This window comes from Kluyvera sp. CHPC 1.251 (assembly GCF_036759945.1).
GTDB classification, from domain to species: Bacteria; Pseudomonadota; Gammaproteobacteria; order Enterobacterales; family Enterobacteriaceae; genus Kluyvera; species Kluyvera sichuanensis.
In genome coordinates this window covers 361,072-381,729 of the sequence record NZ_JAPKIC010000004.1, presented here as the reverse complement: position 1 = coordinate 381,729, position 20,658 = coordinate 361,072, and the positions used below count along the sequence as shown (strand labels likewise).

The window sequence follows — 20,658 nt, the reverse complement described above, 5'->3', positions numbered from 1 at the left end:
AGGATTTCACAGCGAGCGGATAGCAAGAGCAGGGAAGGAACGAATTAGCTTTTAGGATCAAACAGATCGGTTTTCAGCGTGTCGTAATCCACTTTTTGTAACTGGAAGTTGGTGATGTAGACCTTGCCGGCTTTCTGTGAGGAGACAAAGCGGTACTTCGGCACGATCTCCTGGGTCTGGATCCCCGTCCACTGCGAAAAGAAACTCAGGAAATCGTTGGCGGAACGGCGCGCCTTGATGACGTTGTGTTTTTTGTCATCGCTGGAAAGCACCATAAACGGCACCTGGAAGTTCTGCTGGTACTTATCATCATGCGCCAGATACTGTACCGCCTTACCGCGTTCTTTAAACGCCAGCCCGTGGTCGGAGAAATAGACCATTGAGAAGCTGTCGGTATTGCGACGCAGCTGATCGTACAGCTGGCTGAGCAGGCTGTCGGTTTGCGTCATGGTGTAGAGGTAGCATGAGGTCTCTTTCGATTGCACAAACTGCGCATATTTGCCCTGGGTGCGGTCGCAGGCCTGTGGATGGGAACCCATCAGATGCAGCACAATCAGCTGCGGCTGGCTGCGCGCGGTCGAAAGTACCTGCTCGGTCATTTTCAGCAGCGCTTCATCACGGGTATTTTTGTCCGCTTCGAAATCACCGTTTTTCAGGAAGTGCACCTCATCGGCGCGTTTGGCGATACTGGCAATCGCCGTATCGTACTCGCCAATCTGCCCCTGGTTGGAGAACCACCAGGTCTGGAAACCCGCGCGGTTGGCGAGGGTGACGAAATTATCCTGATACAGCGGTTTACCATCTACCACGCGGTTTAAGGTCAGCCCCAGCGATTTCTGCGTTGAGCCGCTGGCGGCAATATAGTTGGTGAACAGATTGCCGTTCACCGAACTGGCAAACGGCGTATTGTCCCAATGGCCGCCAAACGCGCCCAGCGCATCACGGCGCGCGCTTTCGCCAATCACCACCACGTAGGTGTGATATTTCGGCTTCACGGCGAGCACGTTCCAGGTGTCTTTCATATTGGAAAGCTCAGCCATGCGCCGCTGCTCGTCAATCACCTCGTTGTTGTTAACGATGATGTCTTTGACGAAACGGAAGGCCGGGTAGCCGGTATCTCTCAGTTTAAAGCCCCAGCCGGTCATCTGGTTTTGTATCGGCTGGACGAAGAACACGCCGATGCAAAACACCAGACACAGCGTTTCCATCCTGCCCCAACGCTTTTTGTCGGTAACTTTACGGCGAACGGCAATGACCCCGAGCGCGAAAATAAACAGGCCAACGAGGTAGCTATACCACGGGAAGATGGTGAAGATTTCCGTCGACTCTTCGACGTTGGTGGAGTGCAGCGCCAGTAGGGTGTTGAAGTTCGGCGCACCGTAGGCCTGGCTAAAGGGAAAATAGAGCGCCCCTACCAGAGAATAAACCCCCAGAATGACCTTCTGCGTTTTTGGCACTGTGCACCACAGCAAATGCAGGACACCGGTAAAGGCGACGGCATAGAGCAGGCTAAAGGGATAGCCCAGCGCCAGGTTAATCAGGATCGATTGTAAAAAATAAAATCCCGTCCACGGGCTCAGGGCAAGCCCACGTGCAGCGAGGGTTTCTTTCAGGGTTAGATTCATAGATAGCAACTATAAAAACGCCATGCGCATCCCCTGGCGTCAAGGGGTCTTTATTGGCCAGACAATGCGTGAAGAGGGGGAAGCAAAGTACAGGGCTGCGCAAAGATAAAGCGTGCTTATTATTGGGTCAACTACTGATAACGAATTGTTTTGGGAGGAGGATTGCAAAACCAGAAAATAATCGGGGTTTTTGGGCGAAATTGGGTAGGTTGCCACCGAATTGTGACGGAAAGATGAAGCGGCGATGCGCTCGCCGCTTAGTGGGACTGAGAGTCCTGCTGCGGTTTATTGTTGAACAGGTCGCACAGCATACCAATCAACATTAACCGGACTTTAAAAGGAGAATGACTAAACACGCTAATACACCTCTTGAATTCGTTCATGGTTCCTCCTGCGATTTTGCCCGTCATTCCGTGATGAGCGTTTGCATTACATACAGATATAGCACAGGCTATATTTTATAGCTATGGCTAAAACGTTAAATTTTTGTGCTCGGGTCACAATCCATTACAATGGGCCCACTTGATATGACGCGTTCAGGCGTCACACAGATGAGGAAGTGCTATGAGCCGCCGCGCAGGTACGCCAACAACAAAAAAAGCGACGCAGCTGGTTAACGTTGAAGAACACGTCGAGGGGTTCCGACAGGTGCGTGAAGCGCATCGCCGGGAGCTGATTGATGACTATGTTGAGCTGATTTCTGATTTAATCCGCGAAGTAGGGGAAGCGCGACAGGTGGATATGGCCGCCCGTCTTGGCGTCTCGCAGCCGACGGTGGCTAAAATGCTCAAGCGCCTGGCAGGCGTTGGGCTGATTGAACAGATCCCATGGCGTGGTGTATTCCTGACGCCGGAAGGGGAGAAGCTAGCGCAAGAGAGCCGCGAACGTCATCAGGTAGTGGAGAACTTTCTGCTGGTACTGGGCGTTAGCGCCGATACCGCTCGCCGTGACGCGGAAGGCATTGAGCACCATGTCAGCGAAGAGACGCTGGACATGTTCCGCCAGTTTACCCAGAAGCACGGGCAATACGTGGAATGAACCTCCCTTTTATACGGTCGCTCGCCCGCGACCGTTTTCTGCACCTGCTGATTATCGTCGGCGTTCTGCTGAGCTTTTTCGTTCCCTTTGCGCCATCACGCTGGCCTGCGGCCATTGACTGGCACACCATCATTACCCTGAGCGGCCTGATGCTGCTGACCAAAGGGGTAGAGCAGAGCGGTTATTTTGATGTCCTCGGACGCAAAATGGCGCGTCGCTTCGCCTCCGAGCGGCAGCTGGCGCTGTTTATGGTGCTGGCGGCGGCGCTGCTCTCAACGTTTCTCACCAATGACGTAGCGCTGTTTATCGTGGTGCCGCTGACCTTAACGCTGAAAAAATGGTGTGCGTTACCGATTAATCGGCTGATTATTTTCGAAGCGCTGGCGGTTAACGCCGGGTCACTGTTAACGCCTATCGGTAATCCGCAGAACATCCTGTTGTGGGGGCGTTCTGGCCTGTCGTTCCCGGCATTTACCCTGCAAATGCTGCCGTTGGCGCTGGCGATGATGGCTACGCTGCTGGTGCTATGCTGGTTTTGCTTCCCGGCGAAAAAGCTGCAGTTTCAGAGCAGTGATATCACACCGACCTGGCAGCCGCGGCTGGTGTGGTGCTGTCTGGCGTTCTACCTTGTGTTTCTTACCGCACTTGAAATGAAGCAGGAGCTGTGGGGCTTAGCGATCGTGGCAGCCGGATTTTTGATCCTGGCGCGACGCGTCGTGTTCAGCGTGGACTGGACGCTGCTGCTGGTGTTTATGGCGATGTTTATCGACGTACACCTGCTGACCCAGCTTCCCGCGTTGCATCAGGTGTTGAGTGGGGTGAGCGGATTGTCTGATGCGTCGCTCTGGCTCACGGCGATTGGGCTGTCGCAGGTTATCAGCAACGTCCCATCGACCATCCTGCTGCTCAACTACGTGCCGCCATCGCTGCTGCTAGCGTGGGCGGTAAACGTCGGCGGTTTCGGGTTGCTGCCCGGCTCGCTGGCGAACCTGATTGCCCTGCGTATGGCGGCGGACCGACGCATCTGGTGGCGCTTCCACCTGTACTCTATCCCGATGCTGCTGTGGGCGGCGGTGGTGGGGTACGGACTGCTCACCCTCGTCAACCGCTTGTAGCCTCTTGCGGGATCGTGTAGGCCTGATAAGCGTAGCGTCATCAGGCACTCTGGCGCAGATTGCCTGATGGCGGCGCGGCCTTATCCGGCCTACATAATCGATCCTTTATCTTCAGGGAAAAACCCTCTCCGACTCACAAAAAACGATCTTCAGGGTTGCGTGCTTTTTCATCTTTGCGTTATATGACTAGTCATGAAATTTAAATGACTAGTCATATAGGAGCCGAACCATGAAACCATCACTGCCCGCCAACTTCCTTTGGGGCAACTCTGTTTCCAGCATGCAGACCGAAGGCGCCTGGAATGAAGGCGGCAAGGGGATGTCGGTATACGATATTCGCGAACCGAAAGAGTTCGCCTCTGACTGGAAGGTGGCGACGGATTCTTATCATCGCTATGAAGAAGATTTCGATTTAATGAAAGACCTGGGCATGAACTGCTACCGTTTCCAGATTGCCTGGAGTCGCGTGTGTCCAACCGGCGACGGCGAGTTCAACGAAGAGGGCATTGCCTTCTACGATCGTTTCATCGATGCCCTGATTGAACGTGGTATTGAGCCGATGATCTGCCTGTACCACTTCGATATGCCGCTGGCGATGGCAGAAAAATATAACGGCTTTACCGACCGCCGCGTGATGGACGCGTTTATCCGCTACGGCAAAAAAGTGATCGACTGCTTCGGTGACAAGGTGACCTGGTGGCTGACCTTTAACGAGCAAAATCTCTACCATATGCCGGAAACGTTCCTGATCTCCGGCTATATGCGCGGCGACAAAACCCTGCGCGAGCTTTATGAAATTCAGCATCACGTCATGATGGCCCACGCGCATCTAACCAACTACCTGCACGACACCAAACCGGGCAAGCTGATGGGTGGGATGCTGGCGCACGCTCAGGTTTATCCGGCCACCTGCAAGCCGCGCGATGTGTTCTGCGCCCAACAGTTGGATGAGTTCTTCAACCAGAACCTGCTGCGCGCCTTTGCTGGCGAGGGCTACAGCCCGGAAGTGATGCACTTCGTTAAGCAGTCAGGGTTTGACGACATCTACCGTGAGGAAGATTTGGCGGTGCTGGCGACCATGAAAAACGACTACATGGCCTTCAGCTACTACGCCAGCCGTACGCTCAACAGTGACGCTATTCCGGAAGGCACGGCGGTGAACAACTATATGCTGTTTGGCGACACGCCGAACCCACACCTGAAAGCCACGGAGTGGAACTGGCAGATAGACCCGCTCGGTTTTCGCAGTATTATTACCCGCTATTACAATGACTGGCGCCTGCCGGTATTCCCGATTGAGAACGGCATTGGGGTGATTGAATCCTGGGATGGCGAACATATCATCGAAGATGACTATCGCATTGCCTATCATCGTGACCATATCAACGCCATGAAAGCGGCGATGTTTGAAGATGGCGCGCAGGTCATTGGCTATCTTGGCTGGGGGCTGATTGATATTCTGAGTTCGCAGGGAGATATGCGTAAACGTTACGGCGTGGTCTACGTCAACCGTGAAAACCACGATTTAAAAGACCTGAAGCGTGTGCCGAAGAAAAGCTATGAATGGCTGAAAAAGGCGATTCATAGCAACGGCGAAGAGATGAAATAACAGGAGTGGGTCATGGCGGCGAAATACATCGCGATAGCGCGGGAAATTAAAAAACGGATTATCAGTCGGCAGTATTCCGCCTCTGAACCATTACCCGACCAGTTTGCGCTGGCGGCAGAGTTCGGTACCAGCCGGATGACGATACAGCAGGCCATGCGCCAGCTGATCGTCGAAGGGCTGGTGTATACCCGCCAGGGGCAGGGCACGTTTGTGCGCAAGAATTTCCTGCAACTCTCCCAGTGGGATGTTCCCGGAGCCGACTACTCCGGGGCTACCGAAACCTGGGAGCATCTTGGCACCGTGGAAAGCCAGGTCATTCGCTTTGAGCTGCGCTTCCCCACGGAAAAAGAGCAGGCTTCGCTGCTGGTCAACGCCGACGCGCCGGTTTATGACTTTGTCCGTCTGCGTCTGCTCAACGGCGAACCGCTGTCGCTGGATATGACCGTGATGCCGGTATCGCTGGTGCCGGGGTTAAGCAAAGCGCATCTTGAAAGCTCGGTGTTTCGCTACGTGCAGGAAAACCTGGGTCTGAAGATGATGGGATCGTATCGGGTGGTGCGGGCCATTAAACCCGATGCGCTCGATCAGCAGCACCTAAGCTGTGAGCCCGGCGACCCGGTGCTGGAGGTGGAGCAGGTTATCTATCTGGATGACGGCACGCCGCTGGAGTACGCGCACTGCCACTATCGCTACGACCATGGCGGCATCGTGATAGTGAATAACGGATAAAAAAATGGCGGGTGATTAACCCGCCATTTTTATTTCGTCAGGCAATTAGTTCAGACGAACTGGCATACCGGAACGGTTTTTAACCGCCTGGTCAACGATGCTTTGGTCAACGTCAGCCTGGCTGGTCACGCTCTGCACCGCTTTAGTCAGCACAACCGGAACGGTTTCGCCGCCTTCAAACTGCGCTTCGGTGGTAGACAGTGGGTTGTGAACTTCCATAAAGCGGCTGCCGTCTGGTTCGGTGGTCACTTTCACAGGCTCATCAATGAACTGTACGCGAGTACCGACCGGCACGTTCTGGAACAGGAATTTGATGTCTTCGTTACGCAGACGAACGCAGCCGTGGCTCACGCGCAGGCCAATACCGAAGTTAGCGTTGGTGCCGTGGATAGCGTACAGACGACCGATATACAGCGCGTACAGACCCATCGGGTTATCCGGGCCGGCCGGAACGACGGCTGGCAGCGGGTTACCGGCTGCGGCATATTCGGCGTGCATTTTCGCCGTTGGGGTCCAGGTTGGGCCCGCTTTCTTACGCTCTACCTTGGTGGTCCAGCTGATAGGCGTATCTTTACCCAGCTGGCCGATACCGATTGGCAGCACGATCACGGTGTTGGTGCCTTTCGGATAGTAGTACAGACGCATTTCTGCGCTGTTAATAACGATACCTTCATGCACGGTGTCCGGCAGGATCAGCTGCTGAGGAATGTTCAGCACGCTACCGCCTTTCGGCAGGTAGGTATCCACGCCAGGGTTAGCTTCCAGCATGTTAGACAGACCCATCTGGTACTGGGCCGCGAAGTATTCCAGCGGTTGCTTATTGTCTTCAGGAATGGTGATGACCTGATTCTGACCGACAATGCGGCTTCCATCGGTTGGCAGCGGATAGGTTACCGCCGATGCCGAATTACAGAAGCCTACGACAGCAAGCGCCGCAGCGAAAAGCGTAGTTAATTTCATGTTCATGTTGTGCGAGGTATCAGTGCCATTACAGCGGTTGTTTGAGAATTCAGACTGTTGGTAGGAGCGCATTATATGTGCATTCCTCCCCGCAGGGAATTCGGATGTGTACGAAATCACATTTTTTTCACTTGAGTTACAGTTTAGTCACTGGCGAAGGCGGGCGCTTTTTATTCGGAATTGTGGCAGAATAGGCGGTTTGTCACATTCTTCAGGATACTCCCGTGTTAGTTACCAGCAACATTACCATGCAGTTTGGCAGTAAGCCGCTGTTCGAAAATATCTCCGTCAAGTTTGGCGGCGGCAACCGTTACGGCCTGATTGGCGCAAACGGGAGCGGCAAATCTACCTTTATGAAAATTCTCGGCGGCGACTTAGAACCGACGCTGGGCAACGTTTCCCTCGATCCGAACGAACGTATCGGTAAGCTGCGTCAGGATCAGTTCGCCTTCGAAGAGTACTCCGTACTCGATACCGTGATCATGGGTCACGGCGAGCTGTGGGAAGTGAAACAAGAGCGCGACCGCATCTACGGTCTGGCGGAAATGAGCGAAGAAGACGGCTACAAAGTGGCCGACCTCGAAGTGCTTTACGGCGAAATGGACGGTTACTCTGCGGAATCACGCGCGGGTGAACTGCTGCTGGGCGTGGGCATTCCGCTGGAGCAGCACTACGGCCTGATGAGCGAAGTGGCTCCGGGCTGGAAACTGCGTGTGCTGCTGGCGCAGGCGCTGTTCTCTAACCCAGACATCCTGCTGCTCGATGAACCGACGAACAACCTGGACATCGACACCATCCGCTGGCTGGAGCAGACGCTGAACGAACGCGACAGCACCATGATCATCATTTCGCACGACCGTCACTTCCTGAACATGGTCTGCACCCACATGGCTGACCTCGACTACGGTGAACTGCGCGTGTACGCCGGTAACTACGACGAGTACATGACCGCAGCGACCCAGGCGCGTGAGCGTCTGCTGGCCGATAACGCCAAGAAAAAAGCGCAGATTGCTGACCTGCAGTCGTTCGTTAGCCGCTTTAGCGCCAACGCCTCTAAATCTCGTCAGGCCACCTCTCGTGCCCGTCAGATTGACAAAATCAAGCTCGACGAAGTGAAAGCCTCCAGCCGTCAGAACCCGTTCATCCGTTTCGAACAGGAGAAGAAACTGTTCCGTAACGCCCTGGAAGTTGAAGCGCTGACCAAAGGTTTTGATAATGGCCCGCTGTTTAAAAACTTCAACCTGATGATGGAAGTGGGCGAGAAGATCGCCATTATCGGTGCCAACGGCGTCGGTAAATCCACCATGCTGAAAACCCTGGTTGGCGAACTGGCACCGGATAACGGCACCGTGAAATGGTCCGAGAACGCCAGCATTGGCTATTACGCGCAGGATCACGCCGAAGATTTCGATAACGATCTCTCCGTGTTTGACTGGATGAGCCAGTGGAAACAGGAAGGCGACGACGAGCAGGTTGTTCGTGGCTTCCTTGGCCGTCTGCTGTTCAGCCAGGACGATATCAAGAAGCCTGCGAAGGTGCTGTCCGGTGGTGAGAAAGGCCGCATGCTGTTCGGTAAGCTGATGATGCAGAAACCAAACATTCTGGTGATGGATGAACCAACCAACCACCTGGATATGGAATCTATCGAATCACTGAACATGGCGCTGGAAATGTATCAGGGCACCCTGATCTTCGTTTCCCACGACCGTGAGTTCGTGAGCTCGCTGGCGACCCGCGTGATTGAAATTACCCCAGAGCGCGTGGTGGACTTCAGCGGCAACTACGAAGATTACCTGCGTAGCAAAGGTATCGACGGTTAATTCCGTATCGCTTCCCGATGGCGTGCGTGCCATCGGGAATTCTTTCGACATAACTGCTAACAAAGCATTCATCAACAACTTCTCGAAACCCTCTTCACACCATAATTCCTGCACAATTTTATGAAGAAATGACTCCCGCATATTCATTGATGGCGGAAGAGGCGATGCTGGCTTTTATTCGTCTGACCATTGTCAAAAGTTAACCTTACCGCTCAACCCTTGAACGGAGCCGATGCTGATGATCATTATGCTGCTGGTGGTCAATGTCGTTTTGTACGGTGTGCTGATTGGTTTTTTGATTGCGGCGGCGTGAGAGACACCCCGTTTAGGCAGGTCGCTTGAAATACGCCGGGCAGGGTAAATGGCTGCCCGGCGTTGAACGATTATCGGTGGTGATGTATTACCGGTAGAGGAAAACCATTGCTGGCGTCAGAGGGGCCGCTAAACGCCGCCGGGCCGTACGCCTGCGCGATGGAACCATCGTTGTCATCGTCAGAGAAGCGGCTCAGCGCCGTGGTTTTCGTTTGAGGATTTTGCGCAGCGGTTTCCTGCAAGGGGCGCTCCTGGAAGGCTAATGCACTGGTTGAGCTGAGCAGTAATGCGATTGCCATCGTGGTGACTATTTTCATACTTTTGGGTCCGCAAATTGAGAGGCTTTCTGAAGGTATAGCGAGCACAAAAAAAACGCCATGAGCGGTTACACTCATGGCGTGCTTTGTTACCAATGGAAAACAATCAGCGGTTTATCCACTCCGCAGCGGCGGCTCCGTTAATCAGTAGCTGACGTTTTTCCCCGTCAGGCAGCGTCACCTTCAGCGCTTTCCACGCCGGACGATAATCGCCGCGCGCGTTGACCTTCAGGTCAATGGTACTGCCGGTGCAGACCATCTCCCATTCCAGCCACAGCGCGTTGCCCTGCTGGTATCCCCACGACTCGCCGTCATCCTCAAACAGCAGACCGGACGAACTGCCCACGCCTTTCACCGGATACAGCTTCAGCTCGCGCTGCGTATCTTCGGCGGCGTTAACAAAGGTAATGCGTTCGCTCATGGGAATACCGGCCCCGGCGCGAACCAGCAACGGCAGTTTCTCCAGCGGTGCATCGACCGTAATCCACTGACCGCCGCTGAACCACTCGCTGGTGTAAAAATCGTACCAGCCGGTCTCGTTATCCGGCAGCCAGACGCGGCGCTTGCGCTCGCCCGCATCGACGACGCTGGCAACCAGAATATCGCGGCCGAGCAGGAAATCGTCGCACTCTGCAAACGTCTGTTCATCGTGCTCGTGGTCGAGGAAGGTTGGACGTAGCATCGGCTCATCGTCGGCGTGTGCTTGCCACAGCAGGGTGTAGAAGTAGGGCAGCAGACGGTAGCGCAGTTCAATGGCGCTGCGAATGGCTGGCGTGATGGCCGGGTACATCCACGGTTCGTTGACGGTATGGTCATCGTTCCAGGAGTGGATGGTAAAGCGTGGGTGCATCACGCCATTTTGTACCCAGCGCACAAACAGTTCCGGGTCCGGTTTATCGCCGGAGAAGCCACCGACATCATGCCCGAGGTTGTAGAGGCCGGAAAGGCTCATGCCCAGCCCCATGCGGGTGTTGTAGCGCAGGGTATCCCAGTTGGTGCGGTTATCGCCGCTCCAGGTCTGCACGTAACGCTGCATACCGGCGCAGCCGGAGCGGGAAATCAGGTACGGGCGCTTGTTCGGCGCAAAGCGCTGCTGGGCTTCCATCGAGGCGCGAATCATCAGCAGCGGCATCACCGGGCGAATATGCTTGATGGCAATCTCTTTGCCGAAGCCGTGGCAGCGCGCTTCGCCATCCCAGACTTCAAACTCGTTGTTATCGTTCCAGGTGGAGTCGATGCCCATCTCCAGCAACTGGTCGGTAACGCCGTTCTGCCACCAGGCCACGGTCTGCGGGTTGGTGAAGTCGAGATGTGAACCTTCGTCGTCCCAGAAGCTGGAACGTTCCGGGCCGTCGCTTTCGGAATCGCGAATAAACAGCGCCTGTTCTGCCACTTCGCCGTAACGCGGATGATCCTGTAACAGGCACGGCTTAATGTTCGCCGCCAGATGCAATCCGGCATCGTGGAACGCCTGACTCATCACTTTCGGCTGCGGCACCTTGTCGTAGTTCCAGTTGAACACGTAGCGCTTGCCGTTAATCGAGGTATAGCCGGAAGAGAGCTGGAACGAGTCGCACGGAATCGCATGTTCGTCGCACAGCCGAATAAAGTTCATCAGCTGATTTTGCGCGTCTGGCGCATCGGTGTAGTGCATGGTGGAACCGCTGTAGCCGAGGCTCCATTTTGGCCCGAACAGCGTTTTACCGGTTAAGCGGACGAAGGCTTTGGTCACGTCGAGCACGCGTTCACCGGTGAACAGGTAGTAGTCGATATCCCCGGCCTCGGCCTGCCAGCGGCGGTAGGCGGTGTGGTAGTTGTCGATCTCGTTGCCAAGATCCAGCCAGCAGCTGCTGAGGTTGTCGTAAAACAGCCCGAAGCTCACGTCATCGCGACGGGTGATGGTAAATGGAATGTGTTTGTACAGCGGGTCGGTGCTGACCGCGTTATAACCCATCGCATCGAGGTTGCGCATCTCATAGCGTTTGCCGGTGCGCTGAAGGTCGCCCGCTTTATCACCGAGGCCATAAAAACGCTCGTCCTTGCGGCGGCTTTGATAGTGTGCCACGCCGTCGCCGTGAGCGTTGACCAGATAGGCGCTGGTCGGGCGGTCGTTGACCAGCGGCTGCCACTCGCCCTCAGCGTTACGGTAATGCCATTCGATCCACAGCGGCTGGTGGACGGTAGCGCGTAGCGATTCAGTCGCCACCGTCACGGCGTCATCCTGCTGGCTCAGCGTCCAGTCCGGCAGGGTAAAACCGCTGAGATCCTCACGACTGCGTCCTTCCCACGGCACATCCTGCGCGGGCGCGATGCTCCAGGTGCGATCCAGCGCCAGCTCGCCTTTGCGTTTTAACAGCACGCGGAACAGATTCTCCTCCAGCACGTACAGACACAGCGTGTGCTGGCCATCAACCAGCAGCTCGACGTGATGGGGTGACTGTTTTTGCAGGGTCCAGTTTTTCAGCGTTTTCATATCTACATCCACTCTCAGGCGCGTTTTGCGCGACGTTCAGCAATAAAGGAAACCAGGAAGATGGCGCCAATCAGGTCGAAGAAGCCCATGGCGATAAACAGCGGGTTGAAGCCGATTTTGTCGGCGGTCACCCCGATAATCAGGGAAAAGATGAAGCTCGCGATCCACGCGGCGGATCCACGCATGCCGTTCACGGTTGCCATCTGGCCCTTATCGAACGACTCCACCACCAGCGCGCTCAGCATGCAGGAGATGATCTGGTGGCCGAAGCCGCCAATCGACATCAGCACCACGGCGACGATAGGATCTTTGGTCAGTGCGACTACGGCGAGTGACACCATTAAGAAGGCACCGGTGACGGAGCTTGCCACGGTGGAGTTGACGCGTGAGCAGCCAAACAGACGGACATACAGGCGGGTTAAGTAACCGCTGGCGACGCTACCGAGATCGGCGGCAAGGAAAGGCAGCCAGGCGAACAGGGCGATCTGCTTGAGATCCATGTTGTACTGCTTGGCGAAGTAGAGCGGCATCCAGAAGCTGAATACGGCCCAGGCCGGTTCTGCCATAAATGCCGGAATGGCGATGCCGTAGAAGCGTTTGTTTTTGCCAACGGTTTTCAGCGCGGTGAGGAACGGCAGCTTGACGGGCGGCGCTTCGTTATCCTGGCGGATATAGTCCAGCTCGGCCTTGCCCAGGTTCGGGTGTTTGTCCGGGTTATGGTAGAACGCCCACCACAGCACCACCCACGCCGCTGCCAGCACGCCGGTAAACATAAATGCGCCCTGCCAGCCGAAGGAGGCGTGGGCAAAGTAGATAATCGGTGGCGCCAGCATTGCGCCGATAGAAAAGCCTACGCCTGCCCATCCTGCTGCCACCGGGCGCTCGGATTTCGGGAACCACTCGCCAATCGTCTTGGCGTTTGCCGGGGTTGCCGCCGCTTCCGCGCCGCCCATAAAGAAGCGCAACAGCGCCAGATGCACCCAGTTACCGGCCCCGGCATGCAGCAGGCAGGCCAGTGCCCACAGGCTGGCGCAAATCATAAAGCCCAGCTTGAGGCCAATCACGTCAATCAGCCAGCCGCACAGCGGCTGGAACAGGGTGTAGGCAATCTGGAACGCCCCAACAATCCACGAATACTGCTCGGTGGTGATCCCAAGGCTGGTTTTCAGCTCCGGGGCCAGAATACCCAACGAGTTGCGAGTGATGTAGTTGACGGTCACGCCAAGTAAAAAGAGGACCAGCATCCACCAGCGCAGGTTTTTCACTACGCGGCGCGTTTTGCTGACGGCCATATCATTATTGATACCCTGGCTCATAGGGTTCTCCACAGGATGATGTAGGGGACGGTGCGCCAACTGCGTGGGGGAGTTGTCACACCACTTTTATTAAGGTTTTGATTGTTATCGTTTTTGTTTTTGTTCACTTCCACCGTTCTTGTATGGAAGTTGTTCTACCAATTCACAGTAGGAGACAATAAAAGCGGGGGAAAGCGGGTTTTGTGCACGTTTTTTCATAACTGGCTGATATAGATTACGTACAAGCATTCAAATTCCGTCAGCGTGCGGTTTTTATGTCATGAAAATTCTTTCATTTCTGAATTAGAGGCGGATCACATAATGGAAAAGAAGCTAAAAATCGCGGAAATTGCCGCGCGAACCGGGCTCTCCGCCAGCACCGTGTCGCGGGTATTGGCAGGGAAGGCCAACACCAGCGACCGTGCCCGGGAAAAGGTACTGGCCTGCGCCCGTGAGCTGGGGGTGATGGACGGTATGGCGGCAGGCCGCATGCTGCTGAACAACCTGATCGTCTTTGCGCCGCCGCGGGCGTTTGATGAACGTTCGGATATCTTCTACTACCGCGTGATTCAGAGCATCAGCAAGGCGCTGGCGCCACACGAGGTGCGCCTGCGCTATTGCCCGCTGGAAGAGAATGACGGTGACCCGACGCTGTTTTTGTCGCGCATGAATGAATCGGAGACGCAGGCGGCCATTCTATTGGGCATCGACGATCCGCATATTCACGATCTGGCGGCCGATCTCGGCAAGCCCTGCGTGCTGATCAACTGCCGTGACGATCGTATGCGATTACCCGCTATTGCACCCGATCACCGCACGATCGGCGCGTTTGCCGCCCGTTATCTGTTTGAAATGGGCCACCGCGAGGTGATGAACGTGATGTGCCTGCGCCGCTACACCATGGAGCAGCGGCTGGCGGGCATTAAAGAGTCGTGGCGGCAGCACAACCTCGTTTTTCAGCATGAGCGTGACTTACTCAATATCGGCAGCTTTAGCGCCAAAGGGGCGGAAGAGAAGGTGGGAGCGTGGCTCGACGCGCTGGGCAGCCGCCCGATGCCAACGGCGTTCCTGGTCGGCGGTGATTTTATGGCGGCGGGTACCATCAACGCGCTGCGTCAGCGCGGGCTGCGCGTACCGCAGGATGTTTCGGTAATGAGCATCGACGGTTTTAATCTGGCGGCGATTGAAGATGTACCGCTGACGGCGGTTCACGTCCCGCGTGATGAACTGGGCGTTGAGGCGGTACAGATGCTGCAACAACGCTTAATTCGCCCGGATGCACCGGTGGGTTCACTGCTGCTGCACGGGCGGCTGGCGGTGCGGGAGTCGGTCAGGCGGGTGCGCCCCGGAAAAGGGCACACCGCCGTAGAGCGGGAAGGGCTGTACGACAATCAGCCGTCGATACCGAGCGCTCGCTTGCCGTGAATGTTAAGGTCGGCGAGGGTGAAACGCCCTTGCCAGTCGGCTTCGTAATCTTCGCGCGGAAAGTCACCCGGCGATGCGCCGCGCTCCAGTGCAGCCTTCACCTTATGGGCGTAGGCGAGGTTTTTTGCACACATGGGGGCCGCCGGGATATACATCACGTTGCCCCAGCCTTGCTGGTTTTCAACCGGTGCCACCGAGTGAATCACGTCACAGTGCCACCATACGGAATCCCCGGCCTCAATGGCAGGAATGGCGGTCAGCGCGCTGATCAACAGCGGGTGCCACTTCTCGGAAATCGGCAGCACTTTCCCCGGCGCGACGCCGCAGAGCTCGTCGTCCGGCACGTCATCAAGCAGCGGACGCAGCAGTACGTAGGCCATTGCTTCTGGAATCGGCACCACGTGCAGCAATCCCTGATCGGGAATCATATCGGAGAGCGCCGTCCAGCCCTGGAAGGTGCGGAATACCGAGCATTTGGTGGTGTTGTCGACGGTGTACTCTTCCACATCGGTGCGGTGCGCGGCGTTCCATGGGTCGTACTGTTCAATATTGCCGTTAAACACGCTGGCAAATACCTGCTGGTAGGCTGGCAGCAGCCAACGCTCCAGCGCGCCGGAGTCGGTATGCGCGCCCAGACCTTTAGACGTGGTACCCGGTGGGCGGCGGCGAATGCGGTCCGGGTAGATAACGCTGATATCCGGGTTAAACCACTGCTTACCGTCGCTTTCCACCTGCCACAGGCGGTTTAAGAATGACTGCGCTTGCGCCATTTCCGGGCTCTGGCGGGCCTGCATCTGCGCCTGTGACCAGTAGATAGGGTAAATCTCCGGGCGTGAAGCATCCAGCGAACCGAAGAAGGTATCGCCTGGACCTTTGTAGACATCGTCAAAGTGGTTGAGGTCAAGATAGTCGAGCATCGAACGATCCCAGGCCAATGCCTGCTCACGAGGGAAATGACCTTTGATCACCGCACAGCCGCGACGCTTCACTTCAGCGCGGGTAGCTTCCGTTATCTTCCCAGCCGCGAGTTCGGCATAAGGGATCTCCGGCCATACCGGCTGACCCTCAGCCTTCAGCGCGTTAATTTCCGCCACGCGGGCTTCAATGGTGGCGCTCAGACGGTCGAACACCGCCTGCACATCACCAATCTGTGCGCGCAGCGCCTGCTTCATCTGGCGAATCGCCGCTTTCGGGTCGGCGGGCAGCGTTTCGTGGGTAAAGGATATTGTCATACCAACCTCGCAATCTTTCGTTCGAAAGTAAAATGCATTACAAGTGATACTTTAAGTTAAAATAAAGTTAATGCAAGTTTAAATTTTTGCGTTCGATCACGAAGGTAAAGAAAGATGAATACGTAGGCCGGATAAGACAACGCCGCCATCCGGCAATGTGCCCGGAGGTGCCTGATGGCGCTGCGCTTATCAGGCCTACATAGGGAGAGAATTAGAAAGGTGCGGTACCGTCCAGCACGGCCTGAATCACATTCAGCGCGCCGTCATGGTTGTTATCGTCGGTCTGGTAGTCGGCGATAGCTTTAATGTTCTCGCCCGCATTGCCCATTGCGAAGGCATATTTCACCAGCTTGAGCATTTCGGCGTCGTTGCCGCTGTCGCCAATGGCCACGCACTGCTGCGGCGAAAGCTGCCAGCGTTTCAGCAGACGACTGATGCCGTTGGCTTTGTGCAGGCCAGGGATGATGAGATCGACAAAGCCGAAACCGCTGGTGACGGGCTTCATAATACCATCGAGAGAGACGTGCAGCTTATCAATCAGATCGGGAATGTCGCTATCCGGCAGGTTCAGCGAGAATTTGAACATCTTGTCGTCGACATCGTGGAAGTTCGCTACGCGCTTTAAGCGGTAGTAATGTTTAGACATCAGTTCGACCAGCGCATCTGGCGCGCTTTCGCTGATATAGGCGCTTTCCAGACCGCAGGCGACGAAATACATCTGCGGGTCTTTCAGAAGTTCACCAATCACCACCTGATACTCATGCTTCGTCAATTCACCGTGGAAAAGCTGCTGCCCGTGTTCGTACACCAGCGCGCCGTTTTCAGCGACAAAAGAGATGCGATCCCGGATTTCAGGGAAGAAGGTAATCAGCTGGTAGTACTGGTTGCCGCTGGCAACGACGAATTCAATGCCACGCTGTTGAAGCTGTTCAAACTGCGCCAGAAACCGCGAACGGTCGTAGGTCTTGGCGTCATTAAGAAAAGTTCCGTCCATATCAGTGACGATAACTTTAACGGTCATGCGGGATGCTCCTGGAGTAACTTCGGCCAGAAACAATTTAATTACAATGTGAGCTAAAGCACAAATTTATTTCATTCGAAAGAGAAGTGACGGGGGAGTTGTGCGCGCTGGACCATCACCCCGGCCCTCTCCCTGGAAGGGAGAGGGGGAATTCACCAACGGCACCGACCGGTTCCTTCACCCAGGAGGGGAGAGGGGGAATTCACCAACGGCACCGACCGGTTCCTTCTCCCAGGAGGGGAGAGGGGAAATTCACCAACGGCACCGATCGATTCCCTCTCCCCTGGGGGGAGAGGGTTAGGGTGAGGGGGAAAGCACCGACCTACAGCGTATGTTCCGTACGCGCAATAATATCGTCCTGCGCATCCGGCGACAGCGCGGTAAAGAACGCCGAATACCCCGCCACACGCACCACCAGGTCACGATATTGATCCGGATGTTTCTTCGCTTCCAGCAGCGTTTCACGCGACACGATGTTGTACTGAATATGCCAGCCTTTATGCACCTCGAAGAAGGTGCGCAGCAGCGCCATCAGCTTCTGCTTGTCGCTTTCGTTCTCAAGGGTTGCCGGGTTCAGCTTCTGGTTCAACAGCACGCCGCCAAGAATCGCCGAGGTTGGCAGCTTCCCGACCGAGCTAATCACCGCCGTTGGCCCAAGATGGTCGGTGCCGCTTGCCGGGCTGGCCCCTTCGGCAAGCGGGGTTTTGGCCTTACGACCGTCCGGCGTAGCCATCGTCTGCGCGCCAAACGGCACGTTGGCAGAGATAGACGACGTCCCGGCGTAGTAGTTGCCACCAATCGGGCCACGACCGTAGCGCGGGTTGTGATACTGCTTCAGCTCGTCGATATAGGTCTGATAGGCGCGAGCCAGCAGGGTGTCGACGCTGTCATCATCGTTGCCGTACTTCGGCGCGCCGTTGATCAACCGCTGGCGCAGCTGTTCGTGAGTCAGGCCTTCATAGTCTTCTGCCAGCGCTTTTGCCAGCTCTTGCTGACCAATCAGCCCCTGATCGAAGACCAGCTTTTTCACCGCCGCCAGGCTGTTGCCGAGGTTGGCGATACCCACCTGCAGGCCGGAAACCCAGTCATACTTCGCGCCACCCTGTTTGATACTTTTCGCCCGCTCGATGCAGTCGTCAACCAGCGCCGAGCACAGAATATCGTGCACGTTCTCTTCCAGCATAGTGTCGACCACGTACTCGATCTCAATCGATTTACGGGTGTAATAGCGAATCTGAGTATCCCAGTCGGCCAGCATCTGATCGAAGTTGGCGAAGTTGCCCTGAGACAGCGCGTGCTCCTGCGGCAGGAACACCTTGCCGCTGGTGGCATCACGGCCGCCTTCCATCGCCGCCAGCATCACGCGGGCAAAGTTGATAAAGCTCATACCGGTGCAGCGGTAACCCCACTTGCCGCCGACGGCAGTTTCGATACAGCCGATGGCAGCATAGTCGTAGGCGTCTTCCGGCTCAACGCCGAGCTTAATAAATTCTGGGATAACGATTTCATCGTTGTTGAACGCTGGCATGCCGAAGCCGCAGCGAATCACCTGCACGCAGGCGTCGAGGAAGTCGTTGCTCATACCCGCGTGGTAGCGGACGCTCAGGTTAGGTTGAGTAGAGCGCAGACGGCCGCAGGATTCTAGAATTGCGTAAGAGAGCGGGTTCACTGCGTCCAGCGCTTCACCGTTCACCAGTTTCTGACCGCCGATGGTGACGTTCTGATACAGCGGGCTACCGGCAGAAGCCTTGGAGTGGGAGCCGGAACGAATCTTGTTCACTTCCAGCAGCTTCAGCCAGCAGCTGTGCAGCAGCTCGATGGCGTGTTCGCGGTCCAGCGTCTGTTCCAGTTCAACATCGCGACGGTAGTACGGGTAGAGATACTGGTCCATGCGGGCAAACGACACCGAGTGGCCGTTGGACTCAATTTGCAGAATCAGTTGGATGAAGTAGCACAGCTGCAGCGCCTGCCAGAAGGTTTTTGGCGGCTCGTGGGCAATCACATCGCAGTTTTCCGCCATCGCCAGCAGTTCGTCGCGACGACTCTCGCGAATCTCTTCGGCGGCCATTTTGCGCGCCAGGTCAGCAAAACGTTCAATGTGCAGGCTCACCGCGTCCAGCACGATATCAATGGCTTTCAGGAACTGGTCGCCGTGCAGGTCTTCCAGCACGGTCAGGTTAATGCGGGTGCGACGCTCGGCCACCTTAGCGCGCATACCGTCGAGGCCTTGTTCCAGCAGCAGTGGGAAGTTCACCGCCAGGTGGGCATCGCCGGAGGTCATGTTACCTTCGGCTTTGATGATACCGGTTGCCAGCAGCGCTTTTTGCTCGTCGGTAAACATGCCGTAGCAGCGGTCCTGTACGGTCTGGCCGCGCCACCATGGGCATACCTCGTGCAACACGCGTTTGTTTTCTTCGCTCACCGCAAAGCCAGCGCCTGGGCGATCGGCCAGGTCGTCGATCTCTTTTTCAATCCAGCTGACGGTATATTCCGGGAAGATAGGCGCGGCGCGTACTTCGCTTGCCTGGTTGCCGATGATCAGCTCGTCGTGCTTGATCCAGATAGTGCGTTCGGCGAGGTGATGGGCCAGCGCCAGCGCACGGCGTACCGGGATAGGTTTGTCGAGATGCTGCTGATAGGCTTCGGTATAGTGACGCGCACGTTCGGTACACACCGGTGGCTTCACGATATGCACCAGCGCATTTTTATGGGCCTGAATGCGGTCGGTCAGTTTATCGAGTTTCAGAGTGGTCATCGTTTTATCCTCGTAGTGTCGCTGTTAACCCTTTTTCACCGGCATACTGTTGAGCAAAATCCAGCAGCTCAGGGTCATTCAGCGGCTTATCGGGTGCAAAGTAGGGAAGGCCGAGCAGGGCATATTTATTGATGCCGAGCGTGTGGTAAGGCAAAAAATGAATCTCGTGCACGCCGGGCATTTCGTCGGCGGCAAAATCGGTAATGGCTTTAATCGAGGTTTCGTCAGCGTTAAAGCCCTGAATCAGCGGCACGCGCAGCGTGACCTGTTTACCGGCGGCTGACAGCCGCTTCAGGTTATCCAGTACGCGCTTCGCCGAGCCGTCGGTCCACTGCTTGAAACGTGCTTCATCGACATGCTTGAGGTCGGCCAGGAACAGGTCGATATAGGGCAGCGCGGGTTCAAGGTAGCGCCACGGTACGTGCAGACAGGTTTCAACGGCGGTATGAATACCCTGGTCGTGCGCGCTTTTTAGCAGCGCAAGCGCCAGTTCCGGGTTCATAAACGGCTCGCCACCGGAGAGGGTCATGCCGCCGCCGCTGCGGTCATAAAACGGTTTGTCGCGCAGCACGGTTGCCATAATCTCTTCAGCGCTTTTTGCTTCCCCGCAGACGGTTAGCGCCTGGGTTGGGCAGCAGGTGGTCAGTGTGGCAAGATGGCTTTCATCCAGCTTTTCCCGATGGATAACCAGCCCGTTCAACGCACGTTCAATCACCGACGGCACCGCTTTCTGGCACAGGTCGCAGCCGTCCAGGCACAGGCGCGGGTCGAACAGCAAATCCTGCTCGCGGGAGCGGCTCTCGGGGTTCTGGCACCAACGGCAACCGAGTGAGCATCCTTTAAGGAAGACGACGGTGCGAATGCCTGGACCATCGTGGGTGGAATAGCGCTGAATGTTGAAAATCATATGCTGCCCTCATCTTTCGTATAAA

16 protein-coding genes are annotated in these 20,658 nt (G+C 56.0%); 6 read left to right on the top strand and 10 right to left on the bottom strand.

The annotated features are described in order from the left end of the window. Positions 1-44: 44 nt before the first annotated feature. Together V6940_RS10895 and mntS are read right to left on the bottom strand one after the other, a co-directional pair. Positions 45-1,625: a phosphoethanolamine transferase gene (locus V6940_RS10895; RefSeq protein WP_333495867.1), complete on the bottom strand. Its 1,581-nt coding sequence runs from the start codon at positions 1,623-1,625 to the stop codon at positions 45-47. Between the two features lie 257 nt (positions 1,626-1,882). After that, on the bottom strand, positions 1,883-2,008 hold the full coding sequence (gene mntS, locus V6940_RS10890) for a manganase accumulation protein MntS (RefSeq protein WP_333495866.1): 126 nt from the start codon (positions 2,006-2,008) through the stop codon (positions 1,883-1,885). A 181-nt stretch (positions 2,009-2,189) separates the two neighbouring features. Here mntS and mntR point away from each other — a divergent pair, with 181 nt between their 5' ends. The 4 genes from mntR to V6940_RS10870 all read left to right on the top strand — a co-directional run bounded on the left by mntR (position 2,190) and on the right by V6940_RS10870 (position 6,116). Then, positions 2,190-2,663, top strand: coding sequence for a manganese-binding transcriptional regulator MntR (mntR, locus tag V6940_RS10885; RefSeq protein ID WP_185666682.1), 474 nt, complete (start codon positions 2,190-2,192; stop codon positions 2,661-2,663). Beyond that, positions 2,660-3,778 carry an anion transporter gene (locus V6940_RS10880; protein WP_333495865.1) on the top strand — a complete coding sequence of 373 codons (1,119 nt, stop codon included), beginning with the start codon at positions 2,660-2,662 and terminating at the stop codon, positions 3,776-3,778. The genes mntR and V6940_RS10880 overlap by 4 nt, the downstream gene beginning before the upstream one ends. Positions 3,779-4,007: 229 nt before the next feature. Continuing rightward, positions 4,008-5,387: a glycoside hydrolase family 1 protein gene (locus tag V6940_RS10875; RefSeq protein WP_333495864.1), complete on the top strand. Its 1,380-nt coding sequence runs from the start codon at positions 4,008-4,010 to the stop codon at positions 5,385-5,387. A 12-nt stretch (positions 5,388-5,399) separates the two neighbouring features. After that, positions 5,400-6,116: a GntR family transcriptional regulator gene (locus V6940_RS10870; RefSeq protein WP_333495863.1), complete on the top strand. Its 717-nt coding sequence runs from the start codon at positions 5,400-5,402 to the stop codon at positions 6,114-6,116. A 45-nt stretch (positions 6,117-6,161) separates the two neighbouring features. On the opposite strand, the gene ldtB is transcribed toward V6940_RS10870, so the two are convergent. Next, a complete protein-coding gene (gene ldtB, locus V6940_RS10865) occupies positions 6,162-7,082 on the bottom strand; it encodes a L,D-transpeptidase (RefSeq protein WP_185666758.1) in 921 nt (306 codons plus the stop codon). A 218-nt stretch (positions 7,083-7,300) separates the two neighbouring features. Between ldtB and V6940_RS10860 the strand changes: the two genes are divergently transcribed. Further along, on the top strand, positions 7,301-8,896 hold the full coding sequence (locus V6940_RS10860) for an ABC-F family ATPase (RefSeq protein ID WP_333495862.1): 1,596 nt from the start codon (positions 7,301-7,303) through the stop codon (positions 8,894-8,896). A 383-nt stretch (positions 8,897-9,279) separates the two neighbouring features. Here the strand turns inward: V6940_RS10860 and V6940_RS10855 are convergent, their stop codons facing one another. From V6940_RS10855 to V6940_RS10845, 3 genes are all read right to left on the bottom strand, one after another. Continuing rightward, positions 9,280-9,525, bottom strand: coding sequence for a hypothetical protein (locus V6940_RS10855; protein ID WP_333495861.1), 246 nt, complete (start codon positions 9,523-9,525; stop codon positions 9,280-9,282). A gap of 106 nt (positions 9,526-9,631) precedes the next feature. Then, complete coding sequence (locus V6940_RS10850; protein ID WP_333495860.1) at positions 9,632-11,998, bottom strand: glycoside hydrolase family 31 protein; 2,367 nt, start codon at positions 11,996-11,998, stop codon at positions 9,632-9,634. 14 nt (positions 11,999-12,012) lie between these two features. After that, a complete protein-coding gene (locus V6940_RS10845) occupies positions 12,013-13,314 on the bottom strand; it encodes an MFS transporter (RefSeq protein ID WP_333495859.1) in 1,302 nt (433 codons plus the stop codon). 300 nt (positions 13,315-13,614) lie between these two features. On the opposite strand from V6940_RS10845, the gene V6940_RS10840 reads away from it, so the two are divergent. Beyond that, positions 13,615-14,718, top strand: a complete 1,104-nt coding sequence (locus V6940_RS10840; protein ID WP_333495858.1) for a LacI family DNA-binding transcriptional regulator — start codon at positions 13,615-13,617, stop codon at positions 14,716-14,718. On the opposite strand, the gene V6940_RS10835 is transcribed toward V6940_RS10840, so the two are convergent. The 4 genes from V6940_RS10835 to V6940_RS10820 all read right to left on the bottom strand — a co-directional run bounded on the left by V6940_RS10835 (position 14,685) and on the right by V6940_RS10820 (position 20,633). After that, a complete protein-coding gene (locus tag V6940_RS10835; protein WP_333495857.1) occupies positions 14,685-15,950 on the bottom strand; it encodes a DUF1479 domain-containing protein in 1,266 nt (421 codons plus the stop codon). The genes V6940_RS10840 and V6940_RS10835 overlap by 34 nt on opposite strands. A 211-nt stretch (positions 15,951-16,161) precedes the next feature. After that, positions 16,162-16,971 (bottom strand): Cof-type HAD-IIB family hydrolase, encoded by an 810-nt coding sequence (locus V6940_RS10830; protein ID WP_333495856.1) that lies wholly within the window; start codon positions 16,969-16,971, stop codon positions 16,162-16,164. Positions 16,972-17,293: 322 nt separating this feature from the next. Then, positions 17,294-19,726, bottom strand: coding sequence for a formate C-acetyltransferase/glycerol dehydratase family glycyl radical enzyme (locus V6940_RS10825; protein WP_333495855.1), 2,433 nt, complete (start codon positions 19,724-19,726; stop codon positions 17,294-17,296). Positions 19,727-19,730: 4 nt separating this feature from the next. Beyond that, on the bottom strand, positions 19,731-20,633 hold the full coding sequence (locus V6940_RS10820) for a glycyl-radical enzyme activating protein (protein ID WP_333495854.1): 903 nt from the start codon (positions 20,631-20,633) through the stop codon (positions 19,731-19,733). Positions 20,634-20,658: the final 25 nt, after the last annotated feature.